This window comes from Prescottella equi (genome assembly GCF_020171745.1).
In the GTDB taxonomy this organism is placed as follows: Bacteria; Actinomycetota; Actinomycetes; order Mycobacteriales; family Mycobacteriaceae; genus Prescottella; species Prescottella equi_A.
The window spans coordinates 1-18,745 of sequence record NZ_JAIVAH010000023.1 but is presented as its reverse complement, the minus strand read 5'-3'; the positions used below and the strand labels follow the sequence as shown (position 1 = coordinate 18,745).

Annotated in this window: 17 protein-coding genes; 8 read left to right on the top strand and 9 right to left on the bottom strand. The window is 69.6% G+C overall.

The window, feature by feature from the left end; genetic code table 11:
• Window positions 1-107 precede the first annotated feature (107 nt).
• A complete protein-coding gene (locus LCL87_RS19410; RefSeq protein WP_225022725.1) occupies window positions 108-1,451 on the top strand; it encodes a hypothetical protein in 1,344 nt (447 codons plus the stop codon).
• A 118-nt stretch (window positions 1,452-1,569) separates the two neighbouring features.
• Window positions 1,570-2,313: a peroxide stress protein YaaA gene (yaaA, locus tag LCL87_RS19405; protein ID WP_225022723.1), complete on the top strand. Its 744-nt coding sequence runs from the start codon at window positions 1,570-1,572 to the stop codon at window positions 2,311-2,313.
• Here yaaA and LCL87_RS19400 read toward each other — a convergent pair.
• The 8 genes from LCL87_RS19400 to mqo form a co-directional block, all read right to left on the bottom strand.
• Complete coding sequence (locus LCL87_RS19400; RefSeq protein ID WP_225022721.1) at window positions 2,300-3,178, bottom strand: DMT family transporter; 879 nt, start codon at window positions 3,176-3,178, stop codon at window positions 2,300-2,302. The genes yaaA and LCL87_RS19400 overlap by 14 nt on opposite strands.
• A 28-nt stretch (window positions 3,179-3,206) precedes the next feature.
• Window positions 3,207-4,613 (bottom strand): MFS transporter, encoded by a 1,407-nt coding sequence (locus LCL87_RS19395; protein WP_225023080.1) that lies wholly within the window; start codon window positions 4,611-4,613, stop codon window positions 3,207-3,209.
• 86 nt (window positions 4,614-4,699) lie between these two features.
• Window positions 4,700-5,926 (bottom strand): uroporphyrinogen-III C-methyltransferase, encoded by a 1,227-nt coding sequence (gene cobA, locus LCL87_RS19390; RefSeq protein WP_225022719.1) that lies wholly within the window; start codon window positions 5,924-5,926, stop codon window positions 4,700-4,702.
• A 45-nt stretch (window positions 5,927-5,971) separates the two neighbouring features.
• Entirely contained in the window at window positions 5,972-6,334 is a 363-nt protein-coding gene (locus tag LCL87_RS19385) for a cobalamin biosynthesis protein (RefSeq protein WP_225022717.1), read from the bottom strand.
• Complete coding sequence (locus LCL87_RS19380) at window positions 6,327-7,709, bottom strand: cobyrinic acid a,c-diamide synthase CobB (RefSeq protein WP_225022715.1); 1,383 nt, start codon at window positions 7,707-7,709, stop codon at window positions 6,327-6,329. The genes LCL87_RS19385 and LCL87_RS19380 overlap by 8 nt, the downstream gene beginning before the upstream one ends.
• Window positions 7,703-8,317: a cob(I)yrinic acid a,c-diamide adenosyltransferase gene (cobO, locus tag LCL87_RS19375; RefSeq protein WP_225022713.1), complete on the bottom strand. Its 615-nt coding sequence runs from the start codon at window positions 8,315-8,317 to the stop codon at window positions 7,703-7,705. Before cobO ends, LCL87_RS19380 begins: the two co-directional genes overlap by 7 nt.
• A 42-nt stretch (window positions 8,318-8,359) precedes the next feature.
• A complete protein-coding gene (locus tag LCL87_RS19370; protein ID WP_225022710.1) occupies window positions 8,360-10,261 on the bottom strand; it encodes a magnesium chelatase subunit D family protein in 1,902 nt (633 codons plus the stop codon).
• Window positions 10,262-10,502: 241 nt separating this feature from the next.
• Complete coding sequence (gene mqo / locus LCL87_RS19365) at window positions 10,503-12,038, bottom strand: malate dehydrogenase (quinone) (protein ID WP_225022708.1); 1,536 nt, start codon at window positions 12,036-12,038, stop codon at window positions 10,503-10,505.
• A gap of 177 nt (window positions 12,039-12,215) precedes the next feature.
• On the opposite strand from mqo, the gene LCL87_RS19360 reads away from it, so the two are divergent.
• Genes LCL87_RS19360 through LCL87_RS19350 form a run of 3 tightly spaced genes read left to right on the top strand, consistent with a single transcriptional unit; the run spans window position 12,216 to window position 15,960 of the window.
• Complete coding sequence (locus LCL87_RS19360; protein WP_225022706.1) at window positions 12,216-13,238, top strand: alpha/beta hydrolase; 1,023 nt, start codon at window positions 12,216-12,218, stop codon at window positions 13,236-13,238.
• A complete protein-coding gene (mtr, locus tag LCL87_RS19355; RefSeq protein ID WP_225022704.1) occupies window positions 13,235-14,623 on the top strand; it encodes a mycothione reductase in 1,389 nt (462 codons plus the stop codon). The genes LCL87_RS19360 and mtr overlap by 4 nt, the downstream gene beginning before the upstream one ends.
• Before the next feature lie 59 nt (window positions 14,624-14,682).
• Window positions 14,683-15,960: a lipase family protein gene (locus tag LCL87_RS19350; protein ID WP_225022702.1), complete on the top strand. Its 1,278-nt coding sequence runs from the start codon at window positions 14,683-14,685 to the stop codon at window positions 15,958-15,960.
• On the opposite strand, the gene LCL87_RS19345 is transcribed toward LCL87_RS19350, so the two are convergent.
• Window positions 15,929-16,363: a hypothetical protein gene (locus LCL87_RS19345; RefSeq protein WP_225022700.1), complete on the bottom strand. Its 435-nt coding sequence runs from the start codon at window positions 16,361-16,363 to the stop codon at window positions 15,929-15,931. The genes LCL87_RS19350 and LCL87_RS19345 overlap by 32 nt on opposite strands.
• 257 nt (window positions 16,364-16,620) lie before the next feature.
• On the opposite strand from LCL87_RS19345, the gene LCL87_RS19340 reads away from it, so the two are divergent.
• The 3 genes from LCL87_RS19340 to LCL87_RS19330 are packed head-to-tail and all read left to right on the top strand — an operon-like array spanning window position 16,621 to window position 18,585.
• Window positions 16,621-17,505 (top strand): ABC transporter ATP-binding protein, encoded by an 885-nt coding sequence (locus tag LCL87_RS19340; RefSeq protein ID WP_237692485.1) that lies wholly within the window; start codon window positions 16,621-16,623, stop codon window positions 17,503-17,505.
• Window positions 17,502-18,353, top strand: a complete 852-nt coding sequence (locus tag LCL87_RS19335; RefSeq protein ID WP_225022689.1) for an ABC transporter permease — start codon at window positions 17,502-17,504, stop codon at window positions 18,351-18,353. Before LCL87_RS19340 ends, LCL87_RS19335 begins: the two co-directional genes overlap by 4 nt.
• Window positions 18,343-18,585: a helix-turn-helix transcriptional regulator gene (locus LCL87_RS19330; protein WP_084846777.1), complete on the top strand. Its 243-nt coding sequence runs from the start codon at window positions 18,343-18,345 to the stop codon at window positions 18,583-18,585. The genes LCL87_RS19335 and LCL87_RS19330 overlap by 11 nt, the downstream gene beginning before the upstream one ends.
• Window positions 18,586-18,745 lie beyond the last annotated feature (160 nt).

The following is an 18,745-nucleotide window of genomic DNA, read 5'->3' as shown; positions in this document are numbered from 1 at the left end:
TCGGCACACACACAGGACCGAACAAACCTCTTTACGTACGGCCTAATTAAGGCTAGCTTTACCTAACACTCGCCATGTTTCGGCGACACACACCAGAAGGTAGGAAAATGCGCGCGTTAACAAAGTCCGCGGTCGTGGCGGTTGCCGCCACGGTCGCCTGCACGCTGCCGTTGGGCGTCGCCGCAGCACAGACCAGCCCGTTCGGCTCGCTGGGCAGCCTCGGATCGAGCGATCCCGGCCCCGAGACCCCCGCGCCGCAGGTGACCGCCTCGAAGACCACGGACATCGCCGCCGCCGGTGAAGACATCATCATCTCCGGCACCGGCTTCGAGGGTGCCGCTGGCAAGGGCATCTACGTCGGCGTCATCCAGGACAACGAGTGGTCCTTCACTGACGCGGATGCCTGGGGCGCACAGACTTTCGTCGTTCCGACCTCGATCGTCGGCGGCGCCTGGAGCACCACGCTCAACATCAAGGCCATCCAGGGCGGCGCGGACTGCGTCGCCAATGCCTGCTCGATCTACACCGTCATGGCGCACGGGTCCACCGACCGCAGCCAGGACACCAAGACCCCGATCACGTTCGCAGCACCGGTCGCCCCGGCCGGCCCGACCCTGACAGTGTCGAAGACGACCGGGCTGACGAACGGCGAAGACCTCACGATCACCGGCACCGGGTTCGGTCGCGAGGGCCAGGGCGTCTACTTCGGTCTTGCGCAGAACGACAAGTATTCGACCAGCAATATCGGCGCCTACAACGACTACGGATGGATCAGGGCAGCGCAGGTTGTCGACGGCGGCTTCACCGCAACACTGAAGGCCACCGCGATCAAGGGCGACGCGGACTGCTACGTGAACGCCTGCTCGATCTTCACGTTCGCGGACCGGTACACGCCCACCGACCGCAGCCAGGACACCCAGACCCCCGTCACGTTTGCCCCGGTCGTCGCGCCCACCACTCCTGCGGTGACCGCATCGAAGACCACGAACCTGACCGTGGGTGAGACCATCACCGTCTCGGGCACCGGGTTCCAGGGCGCCGCGGCCGACACCGGCATCTACTACGGCATCGTCCAGGACAACAAGTTCTCGACCACTAACGCCGGCGCGTGGATCACCACCGGATACCTCGCCCCGGGTCAGATCGTGGACGGCGCCTGGACGGCGACCATTTCCGCGACCGCGATCAAGGGCGACTCGAACTGCTTCGTGAACACGTGCTCGATCTACACCGTCATGGCACACGGCTCCACCGACCGGACCCAGGACACCACGACGCCGATCACGTTCGCTCCGCTGCCGCCCGCGAACCTGGTCGTCGATGCTCCGGAGATCGAGAACGCCGCGAGCGTCCAGAACGAGTCGGACAGCGGCCTGCCGGTGGCTCCGCTCGCGATCGGTGGCGCCATCGCCGCCGGCCTGGCAGTGACGGCACTGCGTCGTCGCGCCTGAGCTGTCGTCGCGCCTGAGCTGACACCCTGACCTGACATCGGTCGCACGTCTGGCCTTCGCCCCACGGGGCGGAGGCCAGACCTGTTTCCGGTCGGCAACACCGGTACGGTTACCCACTGTGCTGGTGCTGCTTCCCCCTTCCGAAACCAAGTCCGACGGCGGCAAGGGCGTGCCGCTCGATCTCGGCGAGCTGTCGATGCCGCAGCTGACGGAGACCCGCGAGATGCTCGCGACGGCGCTCGTCGACCTCGCGGCGGACACCGAAGCGTCGAACCTGGCGTTGGGGCTGGGACCGAAGCAGGCCGACGAGATCGAGCGCAACGCCAAGCTGTGGGTCTCCCCCACCCGTCCCGCGCTCGAGCGCTACACCGGCGTGCTGTTCGACGCCCTCGACGCGAAGTCGTTCACGAAGGTGCAGCGGGAGAAGGCGTTCCGCCGACTCGCGATGGGGTCGGCGCTGTTCGGCGCCGTCCGCGCGGGCGACCCGATCCCGGCGTACCGGTTGTCCGGCGGCTCCAGGCTGCCGGGCTTCGGCACGCTGCAGTCCCTGTGGAAGCCGGAACTGACCGACGCACTGGTCACGGAGGCCGACGGCGGGCTGGTGGTGGACCTGCGTTCGGGCACCTACCAGCAGCTCGGCCCGGTGCCGGACGCGATGATCGCGACTGTCCTCACCGAGCAGCCGGACGGCTCCCGCAAGGTGGTCAGCCACTTCAACAAACATCACAAGGGTCTGCTGGCGCGCGCACTGACGGTGACCCGTGCGGAGCCGTCCGACATCAAGGGCGTCGCCCGGGTCGCGGCGAAGGCGGGGCTGCGGGTGGAGATCGCGTCGGACTCCGAACTGATCATCCTGACCTGACGCCGGTCACGACGTCACGAACCGGGGCGCCGCCCTCGTGTTCGGCGGCGCCGCGCGCGAGCGCGACGACCGACACGGCGGTCGCGACGAGCGCGGCGATCAGCAGCAGGCCGACGCCGCGGCCCACGTCGAGATATTCACCCAACACCACGAACCCGAGGAGCGCGGCGACGGCCGGTTCCGTCACCGTCGTCGCGGGCAGCGACGCCTGCAGCTCTCCGGTGCGGAACGCGAGTTGCTGGATCCCGACGGCGGCCGCGAACACCGCGACCAGCACGTACACCTCGAGTGACGTCAGCAGCGACACCGGGCCCCGCGCGAGCAGGTGCACAACGGATTTGGTGAGCACCGCCCCCACGCCGAACAGCGCGCCACCGGCGAGTCCGAACAGCAGTGCGCGCCGGGCGGCGGACCCGCTCCGCGCACCGAGCAGGCACAGTGCGAGCGCGGGCACCCCGATCGCCGCGACGACCATCCAGTGCCAGGTCTCCGCGCGCTCGGCACCCGGTTTCGGGTCGCCGACGACGACCAGCAGTGCGACGGCCACGGTCAACGTCGCCGCCCACGCCCAGTCCGATACGCGCACCGTCCGGCCCGACAACCGCGCGCTCAGCGGCAGCGCGAACATCAGCGACAGCACCAGCAGCGGCTGCACCAACAGCAGCGATCCGACACCGAGCGCCGCCGCCTGCAGGCCGTAACCGGCGGCGCCCGCAAGGGCACCCGTCCACCAGGCGCGGTCGCGGATCGACTCCGTGAGGGAGTCCGACGCCGATGTCGCGGCCCGCTGCCGCATCACGTTCCCGATCGCGATGCACAGCGCGGAACCGAGAGCGAGCAGGACGGAGAGCAGGGTGTCGACCACTCGCGAGATCCTAAGCGCCGGGACCGGTTCAGGCCTGCTGCGCGGCTTTCTCCGCGACCTGGGCCTGTGCGACCTGTTCGGGCGTGAACCGGATGAACAGCGCGGCAAGCGCGGCGAGCGCGGCGAGGATCGCGCAGCCGAGCAGCGCGAAGGTGTAACCGCTGGAGAGGGCGTCGAGCTGGGTCTGGTTCATCTCGGTGGCCGGCACACCCGACACGCCGCCGAGCGACATGGTCTTGGACGTGGCCATCGCGCCGACGATCGCGAGACCGACGGGCCCGAACAGCGTCTGCGCCACCTGTGCGATCGCGGCGAGCGGACCGATCTCGCTCGGCCCCACACCGGCGATGGCACACAGCGGCAGCGGCACCACCGCGAGGCCGACACCGAAACCGACCCCGACGACGAGCACGAACAGGTTGCCGACGTACGTCGCGGACGCGTCGAGGGTCGAGCCGTACATCAGGCCGACAAACGTGATCAGGGTTCCCGCGACGACGAGCCAGCGCGGCTGCACCTTCACGGCGATCTTGGAGGCGACGAACGCCGCGGCGCCGAGACCGAACGCGAACGGCACGAACGCGAGGCCGGCGTGCAGCGGCGTGTACTTCAGGACGTCCTGGACGAACAGCGCTACGAACGGCGCGAGCGAGAACATCACCATGCCGACGAGGGCGAGCGAGATGAACGTCGCGACGCGGCTGCGGTTGCGGAACAGCGAGAACGGCAGCAGCGGATTCTCGGCGCGCCGCTCCACGGCCAGGAAGGCACCCAGCAGGGCCAGACCGCCGACCAGCCCGACCAGGACGAGCGGACTGCCCCAGCCCATCTCGGGTCCCTCGGTGAAGCCGAACACGACGCCGGTGCAGCCGAGGGTCGCGAGGATCGCGCCCGGGACATCGAGCTTGAGGCGCTCGGCATTGGTCTCCTCCAGCGCCCGGAACGCGAGCAGCAGGATGACCAGGCCGATCGGAACGTTGATGAGGAAGATCCACCGCCAGGACACCTCGGTGAGCGCGCCGCCGACGATCAGACCCAGCACCGAGCCGATGCCCGTCATGGCCGCGAAGATCGCGATGGCCTGGTTGCGCACCGGGCCGGGCGCGAACGTCGTGGCGACGAGGGCGAGTGCCGTCGGCGACGCGATCGCCGCGCCGACGCCCTGCAGGGCGCGCGCGGCGACCAGGGTGGCCTCGTTGACGGCGAGTCCGCACAGCAGTGAGGTGACCGTGAACAACGCCACGCCGCCGATGAACACCCGTTTGCGGCCGAACGCGTCACCGAGGCGACCGCCCAGAAGCATCAGGCCACCGAACGTCAGCGCGTACGACGTGATCACCCAGTTGCGCCCGGAATCGCTGAGCCCCAGGTCTTCCTGGATCTTGGCGAGCGCGAGCGAGGCGACCGTGCCGTCGAGCACCATCATCAGCTGCATGCCGCTGAGGACGACGATCGCGAGACCGAACGCCCGTGTGGTCACGGGGTACTTCACGACGATGGAGTCAGACACAAGAGTTCACGTTACCGAGGGTCGACGGAAAACCCGGCCACCGGACCGATCACGACGATCGCCGGCGGGCGGATGTTCTCCTCCCGGACCCGCGCGGCGACGGTCGCGAGGTCGGCGCGCAGCACCCGCTGGGTGCGCAGCGTGCCCTCCTGGATCACCGTGACCGGCGTCTCGGCGGGGCGACCGCCCTCGACGAGAACGGCCGCGAACTTCTCGATCCGCTCGACGGCCATCAGCAGCACGATCGTGCCGCGCAGCTTCGCCAGCGCCGACCAGTCCACGAGCGAATCCGGGTGGTCGGGGGCGACGTGCCCACTGACGACGACGAACTCGTGGGTGACGCCGCGGTGCGTGACGGGGATGCCGGCCGCCGACGGCACCGAGATCGCACTGGTGATGCCGGGCACGACGGTCACCGGAACGCCGGCCTCCGCGCACGCCTCGAGCTCCTCGTAGCCGCGGCCGAACACGTACGGGTCGCCGCCCTTGAGCCGGACGACGAACTTGCCGGCCTTCGCGTTGTCGATCAGGGCGGCGTTGATCGCCTCCTGCGCCATCGCGCGGCCGTACGGGATCTTCGCGGCGTCGATGACCTCGACGTGCGGTCCGAGTTCGGCGAGCAGTTCCGGCGGCGCGAGCCGGTCCGCGACGACGACGTCGGCGCGCGCCAGCAGGCGACGACCGCGCACGGTGATGAGGTCGGGGTCGCCCGGTCCCCCACCGACCAGCGCGACGCCGGGCGCCGGGGCCTCGTCGGTGTCGGTGACGGCCCCGGACTGCAGCGCCTCGAGCAGCGCGGTGCGTACCGCGGCCGAGCGCCGGTGTGCACCGCCCGCGAGCACCCCGAGGGACAGACCGTCGAAGGTTCCGGTGGCCGGGGTGACGGCGGTGCCCTCGCGGGCGCTGTCGGCGCGGACGCAGAAGATCCGGCTGCGCTCGGCCTCCGCGACGATCGCGGCGTTGGTGTCGGGTTCGTCGGTGCACGCGATCGCGTACCAGGCGCCGTCGAGGTCGCCGTCCCGGTAGTCGCGCAGTTCGACCGTGATCTGCCCGGACGTACCCATGCCCTCGACCGCGGGTGTGACCTCGCGGCTGATGAGGTGGACGTTCGCGCCGGACGCCACCAGCAGGCCGAGGCGGCGCTGCGCGACGGTGCCGCCACCGACCACCACGACACGACGGTCCGTCAGGTTGAGTCCGACCAGGTAGCTGGTCTCGTCACCGGCGGAAGCAGACACTCGTCTCCCCGTTCTCCAGAATCGTTCGGTTGTCATCTCGACAGATCACGAAACACTACGGGCGACCGCGAGGGTCACGCCATTCGTCACGTGCTTCGTCACAATCAGCGGGCCGTCGTTCGCGGCGAGGATCGCGGCGGCCTCGGCAACGCTGGGCGTCCCCACGGCGCCGTCCACCGTCTCGGCGGGGTTCGGCACGGTCACCGCCGCGAGGTCCTCGGCCGGGTACCCGACCAGTGCGGCGCCGAGCACCTCGGCCGCGTCCACGAACGGCGCCAGCACGGTCTTCCGGTCCAGCGTGGCCAGTACCCGCACCGGCTCGTCGCCACACACCTCGAGGACCGCGGCGACGATGTCGGCGGCGCCTACCCGGCTGCCGGCGCCCACGCCGACGCACAGGTCACCCACGAGCGGCCTCCACGAAGCGGCGGATCGCGTCGGGGTTCCCGGCGGGATGGGTGTGCAGGTACGACGCGTGCACCGATCCGGCGGCGAAGCCCTCCCGGGTGGCCCCGGCGTCCCACGCCCGCCAGCCCCAGGCCGGGCCGAACCCATCGGCCGTCTCCGTGTCGAGCGCGGTGCGGTGGAACTCGTGTCCGGTGACGCGGGTTCCGGCGTCGAAGAGCACCGAGTCCGTCACGGCGACGGCCTCCCGGTAGCCGAGCGTCAGCCGCGAGCCGAAGCGGGCGTCGACGTCGATCACACCGGCCATCGGGTGCCCGTCGAGGCTGCGGGTCAGGTACAGCAGTCCCGCGCACTCGGCGTGGATGGGAGCCCCGTCGGCGGCGAGCTGTCGAACCTGCTGCAGCAGTGCCGTGTTCGCCGACAGCGCCACCGCGTGCTCCTCGGGGAAGCCGCCGGGCAACACCAGACCGGCGGTGCCGGTGGGCAGTTCGTCCTGCAGCGGGTCGAACGCCACGACGTCGGCGCCCGCGGCGTCGAGCAGTTCGCGGTGCTCGGCGTACCCGAACGTGAACGCGACACCCCCGGCCAGCGCGATCACCGGACGCGGGCCGCTCGGGACCGGCCCGACCTCGGCGGCCGGATCCCACGCGGCATCGTCGACGGACGAGCGCGCGAGCGCCCGGATCGCATCCAGGTCAAGGTGCGCGGCCGCGAGTTCCGTCATCGCGGCGACGGCGTCGAGGGCAGCGCGGCCGTGTTCGACGGCCGGCACCAGCCCGAGGTGCCGGGACGGGACCTCGAGTTCGGCCAGGCGCGGCACGGACCCGAGGACCGGCAGCCCCACCCGCTCGCACGCCTGGCGCAGCACCTGCTCGTGCCGGGCACTGCCGACCCGGTTGAGGATCACCCCGCCGATGCGCACGGCTGCGTCGTAGGTCGAGAAGCCGTGCAGCACAGCGGCCAAACTCTGGCTGTGCCCGCGCGCGTCGATCACCAGGACCACCGGCGCACCCAGGGCGGCGGCCACCTGCGCGGTGGAGCCCTCCGCCGACGGCTCGGTCGATCCGGGGTCGATCTTGCCGTCGAACAGCCCCATCACGCCCTCGACCACCGCGATGTCGCAGTCGTCGCTGCCGTGCCGGAACAACGGGCCGATCCGCTCGGCGCCCACCAGTACGGTGTCCAGGTTCCGGCCCGGCCGCCCGGCGGCCAGCGCGTGGTAGCCGGGATCGATGTAGTCGGGTCCGACCTTGAACGGCGCGACCCGAGGGCCGGCGGCACGGAGCGCGCCGACGAGGCCGGTCGCGACGGTCGTCTTGCCGCTGCCCGACGCCGGGGCCGCGATCACGACGGCCGGGGTGCTGGGAGCGTTCACCATTCGATGCCGCGCTGGCCCTTGCGGCCGGCATCCATCGGGTGCTTGATCTTCGTCATCTCGGTCACCAGGTCGGCGGCGTCGATCAGCGCCTGCGGCGCGTCCCGGCCGGTGATGACGACGTGCTGGTTGCCGGGCCGGTTCCGCAGCACCTCGACCACCTCGTCGACATCCACCCAGCCCCACTTGAGCGGGTAGGTGAACTCGTCGAGCACGTAGAACCGGTGCGTCTCGGCCGCCAGACGGCGGGCGATCTCCTGCCAGCCCTCCGCCGCCGCGGCGGCGTGGTCCTCCTCGGTGCCGTGCTTACGGGTCCAGGACCAGCCCTCGCCCATCTTGTGCCATTCCACCGCACCGCCGACGCCGCTGTTCGTGTGCAGCTCGCCGAGCGCCCGGAACGCGGCCTCCTCGCCCACCTTCCACTTCGCGCTCTTGACGAACTGGAAGACGCCGACGTCGAAGCTCTGGTTCCAGGCGCGCAGCGCCATCCCGAAGGCGGCCGTCGACTTTCCCTTACCGGGGCCGGTGTGGACGGCCAGGACGGGCTGGTTGCGGCGCTGACGGGTGGTGAGCCCGTCGGCGGGCACGTTCTCGGGTACGCCCTGAGGCATGTGCAGTCCCTTTCTCGGGCTTGTCTGTTCGGCTGACCCAGCTCAGGCGGCCGCGCGGACGACGCCGGCGACCTGCTGCGCGGACAGTTCCGCGAGACGGACGTAGCCGCCGCGCAGGTCGCGCGCGAGTTCGGCGGCCAACCCGAGGCAGACCATGCCGGTCTCGCAGTCGACGACGATCGACGCGGCGTTCGTGTCGGCCAGCATCCCCGCGGCCCGCCGCGCGCGGGCGACGGCATCCTTCGCGCCGGTGGCGCGGCCGTCGGTGAGCGCGACGACGAGGGCGCGGCGGCGCGGATCACGCACCCGCTCGCGCAGAACGACCTCACGCGCCTTCAGGAAGCCCGCCGCGAGGGGCGTGCGTCCGCCGGTCTTCATCGCCCGCAAGCGACGCACCGCGACGTCCACGGACGACGTCGGCGGGAGCACCAGTTCGGCGTTCTTGCCGCGGACGGTGATCACGGCGACCTTGTCCCGGCGCTGGTAGGCGTCGCGCAGCAGCGAGACGACGGCGCCGGTGACGGCGGCCAGGCGATCCCGCGCGGCCATCGAACCGGACGCGTCCACCACGAACAGCACCAGGTTGCCCTCGCGGCCCTCTCGGACGGCTCCGCGAATGTCACCGGCTGCCAGCCGCATCGGACCACCGGCACGTCCCCGCGTCACCTGATGCTCGGCGGCGGCGAACAGCGTGCCCACCAAGTGGAGGCCGGTGCCCGGCTCGGTCGTCGCCCGCACGGTGCGGCCGCGGGTCGAGCGGGACCGGGACCTCCGGCCGGGAGCACCCTCGCCGAGTCCGGGAATCTCGAGCAGTCGCGCCCGGAACTGCGGGCCGGGCGCACCTGTGCCTCGCTCCGACCCCGATCCACTGCCCGGCGCCGGTGAATCCTGTTCACCCGTTTCGGTTTTCGAGTCGCCGACGGGCGACTCGGGCTCGGTCGGCGACTCGCCGCCGCCCGGACCGTCGGGATCTGGTTCGGGCTCGTCCTGCGCACGCGCGTCGGCGTCGGCCTGGTCCATCGCGTCGTCGAGCTGCTGCGGGTCGAGGCCGGGCTCGTCGAACGGGTCGCGCCGACGTCGGTGCGGCAGAGTCAGTTCCGCGGCGATCCGCACGTCTTCCTCGGTGACCGCGTCGGCGCCACGCCACGCGGCGTGCGCGGTCGCGGTGCGCGCGAGCACCAGGTCGGCGCGCATGCCCTCGACGTCGAACGACGCGCACACCGACGCGATGCGGCGCAGTTCGGTGTCGGACAGTGCGACACCGTCGACGACGGCGCGGGCGTCCGCGATCCGGCGGGCCAGGTCGGCATCCTCGTCGGCGTACCGGGCGGCGAAGCCGTCGGGGTCGCGCTCGTAGTCGAGGCGTCGGCGGACCACCTGCATACGCACGTCCACGTCGCGCGAGGCGGCAACGTCGACGGCGAGACCGAACCGGTCGAGCAGCTGCGGGCGCAGCTCGCCCTCCTCGGGGTTCATGGTGCCGACGAGCACGAACCTGGCAGGGTGGGAGTGCGAGACACCGTCGCGTTCGACGTGCACCCGGCCCATCGCGGCGGCGTCGAGCAGCACGTCCACCAGATGGTCGTGCAGGAGGTTGACCTCGTCGACGTACAGCACGCCCTGGTGCGCGTCGGCGAGCAGTCCGGGCTGAAAAGCGCGTTCGCCGTCGCGGAGCACCTTCTCGAGGTCGATCGAGCCGACGACGCGGTCCTCGGTCGCCCCGACCGGCAGTTCCACGAGCCGGGCCCGGCGGCCCTCCCCCACCTCGGGCAGCAGCGCGGTGAGCGCGCGCACCACGGTGGACTTGGCGGTGCCCTTCTCGCCCCGAACCAGCACTCCGCCGATGCCGGGGTGGACTGCGCACAGGATCAGCGCCAGCCGTAGGCGGTCCTGCCCGACGATGGCACTGAACGGATAACCGGCAGGTTCGTGACTGTGACGCAACGATCGAATCCCTTCACTTCTCGGTTTCCTCGCCGAGAGCTTGGCCTTGCGAAACGTTGCGGCATTCTGGCTTCGGGTGCACCTCGTGCGCCCTCACAGTGGCGGGACCGCGCCTGGTTCTCACAGGACTTCCCCGCAGACGTTTCTCTGCTGCAGCACCCTACCGTGTGCCGGGTGAGGGCCCGACAGCACGCCGCCGCGGCCCGGAGTGAGACTCCGGGCCGCGGCGGGTGGGGGTATGTCAGACGGTGGCGGACTCGACCACCGGGGCCGCATGCGCGGGCACCGACGCGGGGACGTCACCGAGCTCGAGCGAGCGGGTGCTCCAGTCCCAGACCTGCTGGAACAGGTCGGTGTTGTCCGAGAGCTTCAGGCCCAACGACGGGACCATCTGCTGCAGCTTCGGGGTCCACGCCTGGAACTCGCGCGGGAAGCAGCGCTGCAGGACGTCGAGCATCGCGGGAACCGCGGTGGACGCGCCCGGCGAGGCGCCGAGCAGGCCGGCGATGGTGCCGTCCTCGGCGTTGACGACGGCGGTGCCGAACTCGAGCACGCCGCCCTTGCCCTTCTTACGGATGACCTGCACGCGCTGACCGGCGGTGATGAGCTCCCAGTCGCCGCCCGTGGCGCGCGGCACGAACTCGCGCAGCGTGTTGATGCGGTCGGCGGGCGACTGCATGAGCTCACCGATGAGGTACTTGGTCAGGCCCAGCTCCGTCAGACCGACGCCGAGCATCGAGGTCAGGTTGTTGGGCTTGACCGAGCCGGGCAGGTCGGTGACCTTGCCGTTCTTGAGGAACTTGGGCGACCAGCCGGCGTAGGGGCCGAAGAGCAGGCCCTGACGGCCGTTGATGACGCGGGTGTCGAGGTGCGGCACCGACATCGGAGGCGCACCGACGGCGGCCTTGCCGTACACCTTGGCACGGTGCTGGGCGATGAGCTCGGGGTTGGTGCAGCGCAGGAACTGGCCGCTGACGGGGAAGCCGCCGAAGCCCTTGGCCTCCTTGATGCCCGACTTCTGCAGCAGGTGCAGCGCACCGCCGCCGGCGCCGACGAACACGAACTTGGCGTTGACGGTCTTCTTGGCGCCGGTGCGCAGGTTCTCGACCTTGACCAGCCAGCTGCCGTCGGACTGCTTGGTGAGGTTGCGGACCTCGTGACCGAAGAACACCTGGCCGCCGGACTTGCCGACGTAGCCCAGGAGCTGCTTGGTGAGCGCACCGAAGTCGACGTCCGTGCCGGACTCGGTCCAGTTCAGGGCGACCGGATCGGTGTAGTCGCGACCCTTGGCCATGAGCGGCAGACGCTCGGCGAAGAAGCCCTCGGACTCCGAGTACTCCATACCGGCGAACAGCGGGTGGCCGGCGAGGGCCTCGTAGCGCGCACGCAGGTACTTCACGTTGTCCGCGCCGTGCACGAAGCTCACGTGCGGGATCGGGTTGATGAACTCCTTGGGATCGGTGAGGATCCCGTTGTCGACGGCGTACGCCCAGAACTGCCGCGAGACCTGGAACTGCTCGTTGACGTTGATCGCCTTGCTGATGTCGACGCCGTCACCCTTGGCCGGGGTGTAGTTCAGCTCACACAGCGCCGAGTGGCCGGTGCCCGCGTTGTTCCACGGGTCACTGCTCTCGGCCGCGGCGGCGTCGAGTCGCTCGAAGGTGGTGATCGACCAGTCGGGCTGCAGCTGACGCAGGATCGCGCCGAGCGTTGCGCTCATGATGCCCGCACCCACGAGCACTACATCGGTCTTCGCCACTACGTTCTGCTCTGACACTGGAGAATCGACTTCCTTGTCTGTTCACACGCGACCTGATTCGCACGCATCGCCCGCTCGGACACATCGCGTGGACAGACCGCTTTTCGCGCGCCTGTGGCGCTTAGGTTACCTGTGCGTCACCTTCCCCAATTGTGCCCCTCGCAAACGACTTCGTTCGCCCAATAGAGTGTGATCGTGACTACTTGGGCCCCCGACGTCCTCGGCGACGGATACCAGCAGCTGACGATCCCTTTGGGTCCCGACCCGGACGGGGAGGGCGAGGCCGAGGCGACGCTGGTCCGCTACCAGCCCGGCAATCTGACCGGGAACCGCGCGGTGCTGTACGTGCACGGGTTCACCGACTACTTCTTCCAGCAGCACGTCGCCGAGCACTTCGCCGAGCAGGGCTATTCCTTTTTCGCCCTCGACCTGCGTAAATGTGGCCGCTCGCGGCGGCCGGGCCAGACCCCGCACTTCGTGACGGACCTGAAGCTGTACGACGCGGAACTGGACGAGGCGCTACGCCTGGTCCGGGAGCAGATCGGCGGCGGGCAGGTCCTGCTCGTCGCGCACTCGACGGGCGGGCTGATCCTGCCGCTGTGGCTCGACCGGCTCGAGCGCAAACCAGGCGGATCTGCGGGTGCGGGTGTGGCGGGTGTCATCCTCAACAGCCCGTGGTTCGACCTGCAGGGACCGGCGCTGCTGCGCACGGCCGGCACTTCGGCGGCGATCGACGCGCTCGGCCGGGTGTCGAGCAAGACCCCGCTGCCCGGCCAGAAGCTCGACACGTACGGCTCGAGCCTGCACATCGGGTCGAACGGCGCCTGGGACTACAACCTCGACTGGAAGCCACTCACCGGTTTCCCGGTGCGGTTCGGCTGGCTCCGCGCGATCCGCCGCGGGCACGCCCAGTTGCACCAGGGTCTCGACATCGGGGTGCCGTCGCTGATCCTGCGATCGAAGCGGACCGTGTTCGCGTCGCGCTACAACGCCACCGTCGACGCGGCCGACGCCGTCCTCGACGTCGAACAGATCGCCAAGTGGGCAGGCTGCCTCGGCGACCGCACTACGATCGTTCCGATCGACGGCGCTCGTCACGATGTCTTCCTGTCCACCGAGAAGCCGCTGGCGGACGCGTTCCACGAGGTCGACCTGTGGCTGGCCTGGCTCGACGCACACCACCTCGACGCCACCCGAGAGACTGGAGCACCTGCGTGACCCACTTCGACATCGCGATCATCGGCACCGGATCGGGCAACTCGATCCTCGACGAACGCTACGACGGCAAGAAGATCGCGATCATCGAAGAGGGCATCTTCGGCGGCACGTGCCTCAACGTCGGCTGCATCCCCACCAAGATGTACGTGTACGCCGCGGAGGTGGCGCGCACGATCACCGAGTCCTCCAAGCTCGGCATCGACGCGACGCTCGACGACGTCCGCTGGCCCGACATCGTCAAGCGAGTGTTCGGCCGGATCGATCCGATCTCCGCCGGCGGCGAGCGGTACCGAACCGAGGACTGCGACAACGTGACGGTGTTCCGGGGGCACGCCCGGTTCGTCGGTCCGCGCACCATCGACACGGGAACCGGGGAGGTCATCACCGCCGACCAGGTCGTGATCGCCGCCGGATCGCGACCCACGATCCCGAACCAGGTCCTCGAGGGCGGCGTCCGCTACCACACCAACGACGACATCATGCGTCTGCCGGAGTTGCCCGAGCGCCTGGTGATCCTCGGATCCGGTTTCATCGCAGCGGAATTCGCGCACGTCTTCTCGGCGCTGGGCGTCCGGGTGTCGATCATCGGCCGCAGCGAGCGACTGCTGCGCCACCTCGACAAGGACGTCTCCGCGTGGTTCACCGAACTGGCGCAGCGCAAGTGGGACGTCCACCTGGGGAACCCGATGGTCGCCGCACGGACGGCGGGCAACGGCATCGAGATCGAACTGTCGGACGGCACGATCGTCGCCGGCGACGAACTGCTCGTCGCGGTGGGCCGCACCCCCAACGGCGACCGCCTGGACGCCGCGCTGGGCGGCATCGCGGTCGACGAGTCGGGCCGGGTGATCGTCGACGAGTACCAGCGCACCACCGCGGAGGGCGTGTTCGCGCTCGGCGACGTGTCGTCGCCGTACCAGCTCAAGCACGTCGCGAACCACGAGATGCGGGTCGTCCAGCACAATCTGCTGCTCGACGCCTGGAACCCCAGCGAGCGCTCGACGGCACGCCTGCGCCGCACCGATCACCGGTTCGTGCCCGCGGCAGTGTTCACCGACCCGCAGATCGCGAACGTCGGGATGACCGAGGAGCAGGCCCGCGAGGCCGGCCTCGACATCACGGTCAAGATGCAGAACTACTGCGACGTCGCGTACGGCTGGGCCATGGAGGACGACGAGGGCTTCTGCAAGGTGATCGCCGAGCGCGGCACCGGACGCCTCCTCGGCGCGCACGTCATCGGCGCGCAGGCCCCCACGGTGATCCAGCCGCTCATCCAGGCGATGAGCTTCGGGCTGTCGGCGCAGGACATGGCCACCGGTCAGTACTGGATCCACCCGGCGCTGCCCGAGGTCGTCGAGAACGCGCTGCTCGGTCTGGAGATCTGAGCCGACGCGGTTCCGCCGAACCGCCTCGACGATCGTTGGCGCTGAGCTAGATTCGGCGGATGATGGGTTCCCGGATGGGCCGCCGTATCGTCACTGCGATCGCCGTCGCGCTCGTCGCGGGCGCACCGAAGATCCTCACTCCCACTGCGTCGGCCGCCCCGATGGTCGCACCGGCACTCGACGCACCCGGGACAGTCCTCGAGTCCGCCCCACTGCCGCAGCCGTTTTGGCTGCCGGGCACCGGCGCGGCGTACCGGGTCACGTACCTGACCACGGGCCCGCGCGGCGTCACCCCGTGCACCGGCCTGGTGTTCGTCCCCGAGGGCACACCGCCGCCGGGAGGCTGGCCGGTGATCGCCTGGGCGCACGGGACGATCGGCAACTCCGACGCGGACGCCCCGTCGCGCAACGGCATCGACTCGGACAGCGCCCGATACGTGAAGAACTGGCTGGCCCGCGGGTACGCCGTCGCAGCCACCGACTATGTCGGCCTGGGCACTCCCGGCGTGCCGCCCTACCTACACGGGGAGTCCGCGGCACACAGCGTCATCGACTCGGTGCGGGCGGCCCGCGCCGTCGACGACACCCTCTCGTCGCGGTGGGCGGTCATCGGACTTTCCGAGGGTGGACAGGCCGCGGTGTTCACCGCGCGCACCGCCACCGCGTATGCGCCCGAACTCGATTACCGCGGCGCGGTCGCGGCCGGCGTGCCGTCGAACATCGAGACATTCACCCCGCTGGCCGGACCGGACTTCCCACCGAAAGGCATTGCCGGGCTGACCAACTTCATGACGTTCGTGATCGCCGGATTCCGCGACATCCATCCCGAACTCGACGTGGACAGCTATCTGACACCGATCGGCCGCACACTGGTCGACGCGGCGCCGGAGCTGCCGTACCGACAGTTCGCCCAGCTTGCCGCGAATGTCTCGGTGGCCCAGATGCTCTCACGATCGCTCGACGATTCGGCACTACTGACCGCACTGCGCGACTATCTGCGGGTGCCGACCTCAGGGTACGACCGGCCGCTGATGATCGCGCAGGGGGCCGAGGACCCGACGGTACCGCTTCCGTTGACAGTCAAGCTCATCACGGAAATGAACCTCGCCGGCACCCGTCCGGACTTCAGGATCTATCCGGCCGACCACATCGGCAGCCTGTTCGCCAACGAGGCGGACGCGGTCACGTTCATCACCAAGGCGTTCGCGTGCCAGAGTGAATCGGACGATCCCGAGTGCAGACCCAGCCCCCTGGGGTCCTTGGGCTCGCTCGGGCCCGGAGGGGTCGTCGGCTCACTCGGGTCGGTCAGCCTCCTCGGACTCCTCGGGTCGAACTGAGCGCGACCCTACGGTCGGGCAGCCAGGCGTGCCATCCCGCGAGGAGCACCGCCAGCACGGCCGCCGGGACGAAGAAGCCGAACACGGCCTGTGGCGCGGGCGCGAAGAACGTGCCGAACGAACCGCCGACCAGAACCGCGGCGACCAGCACCCCGACCCAGCGCCGAAAGACGACGGCGGGGAGCAGGCACAGCAGCGCCGGGACGGCGAGCGCGGCCACGATCGACGGCCCGTAGGTGCGGGCGATCGACCGTTCACACTCCTCCCCGGGCATGATCCCGTCGTCCGGATATCCCAGCTCGCACGACGTGATCTGCATCATCGAACTGGTCGCGGCGACGACCGCCAGCCCGGCGCAGACCCACGCCAGCAGAATCCACCCCGCCCGAACGGCATTCAGCATGCCCACCCTCCTCGCCCCTCGGCGACGACGGTACGAGGGATCGCAGCGCTCGCTGAATCCGACACACCGGACAGTCGATCCTGAAGGATTTCCGTCGCCCGGCGAGAGGAATCCTTCAGGATCACCGCAAGATCGGTTTCCCAAGAGCATTGTCGCTGCGAAATGTAGTAGGTATGCTACAAACCATCGAAGACCAACGATGGGGAGGAATCGTGAGTTCGAGAGACGGGGTTGTACTCGAGGTCGACGCACTGCGAATGCGGTACGACGACAACGATGTTCTGCGCGACGTGACGTTCCAGGCGCGACGCGGTGAGGTTCTGGTCATGCTCGGCCCGAACGGGGCGGGCAAGACCACCACGATCGAAATCCTCGAGGGTTTCCGAAAACGCTCGGCCGGAAGCGTTTCCGTCCTGGGCATCGATCCGGCAGAAGGCGACGAACGCTGGCGCGCCCGCATCGGCGTCGTCCTGCAGTCGTGGCGAGATCATGCCAAGTGGCGGGTGCGCGATCTGCTCGACCATCTTGCGGCGTTCTATCGCCCCTACGCCACCGAGCCGTCCCGAGGGCCATGGGACACCGACGAACTCATCGATCTCGTCGGGCTCACCGAGCACGCGGGCGCCAAGATCTCCACCCTGTCCGGTGGTCAGCGCCGCCGGCTGGACGTGGCGATCGGCATCGTCGGCCGCCCGGAGTTACTGTTCATGGACGAGCCCACCGCCGGCTTCGATCCTGCGGCCCGCCGCGACTTCCACGACCTCGTGCACCGCCTGTCCGACCTGGAGGACACGACGGTACTGCTCACCACGCACGATCTCGACGAGGCGGAGAAGATCGCCGACCGGATCCTGATCCTGGCGAACGGCCGCATCGTCGCCGACGGCTCGCCCGACGCGTTGGCCCGCGAGATCGCCGTCGAAGCGGAGGTCCGGTGGACCGTCGACGATCAACGATTCGTGCACACCACCACCGAGTCCACCAAGTTCGTCCACGAACTGTTCAAGCAGCACGGCGATGCCATCGGCGAACTCGAGGTCCGCCGCGCCTCACTCGAGGACACCTACATGGCATTGGTGCGCCGCCACGAGTCCGGCGACGGTGGTACCGAAACACTCACCCTCGCGGAGGTCACCCGATGAATCCCACTGCCAACGCGGTCCGCGCCGGGCTCACCCGCGGGTGGATCGAACTGCGTCAGCTGTTCACCACGGCCCCGGATCTGATCGGCCAGTTCCTGACGCCGGCAATCTCGCTCGCGGTCCTCTTCCTGCTGCGCCACAAGGAGTACGCGGGCAGCGACCTCTCGATCGCCGAACTCGCGCTGCCGGGACTGATCGGCACGATCATCACCTTCAACGGCATCTTCGCGATCGCCAACGTCCTGGTGCTCGACCGCGAGGACGGCACACTCCTGCGCGCCAAGGCCGTCCCGAGCGGCATGATCGGCTACTTCGTCGGCAAGATCGTCGCGGCCGCGGGGTCCGTCCTCGTGCAGGTGGCGGTGGTGCTGGTGGCCGGCATGGTGATCATCGGTGGGTCGTCGCTGGACGGGGCCGGCGCGTGGGCGACGTTCGTCTGGGTCGTGGCGATCAGCCTGCTCGCGACGCTGCCGCTCGGCGCGATCCTGGGCGCCGTCCTCGACGGCCCGCGTGCCACCTTCCTGCTGACGATGCCGTTGATGGGGCTGGTCGCGATCTCCGGGATCTTCTATCCGATCACCGCGCTGCCGGGCTGGCTGCAGGGCATTGCCCAGGTGTTTCCGGTCTACTGGAGCGGCCTCGGGATGCGCTCGGCGCTGCTCCCCGCCGACGCGGTCACCGTCGAGCTCGACCAGTCCTGGCGACACCTCGAAACGGCAGCGGTCCTGGGCGTGTGGGCCGTCGCGGGGCTCCTGATCGCCCCGGTAGTGTTGCGGCACATGGCGCGTCACGAATCGGGTTCGAGCATGGCTGCACGGCGGGAGAAGGCGATGCAGCGTGCCTTCTGAGGTCATCTACAACCGCATCTCGATGCTGCGCGCCGAACGAGGCATCTCGCGCCGAGAGCTCGCCGAGGCTCTGGGGGTCCACTACCAGACCGTCGGCTATCTCGAGCGCGGTGAGTACAGCCCCAGCCTGCATCTGGCGTTGCGGATCGCCGCCTACTTCGAGGTGGCGGTGGAGGTGGTGTTCTCCACCGAGCCCTTCCCCCGGCTGGGATCGGGCGCGGAAACCGCGTAAAGCTCCGCAAACGCCGATCGTGAAGGATTCCTCTCGCCTGGTGAACTGCTCCCCGGAAGTTGGACTGAGAAATTCAGTTCCGACTTCCGGGGAGCAGTTTGATGAGGGCGACGAGTTCACTGTCCGAAGATCAGCGGACCGCGGCGGTAGCGTTGTTCGA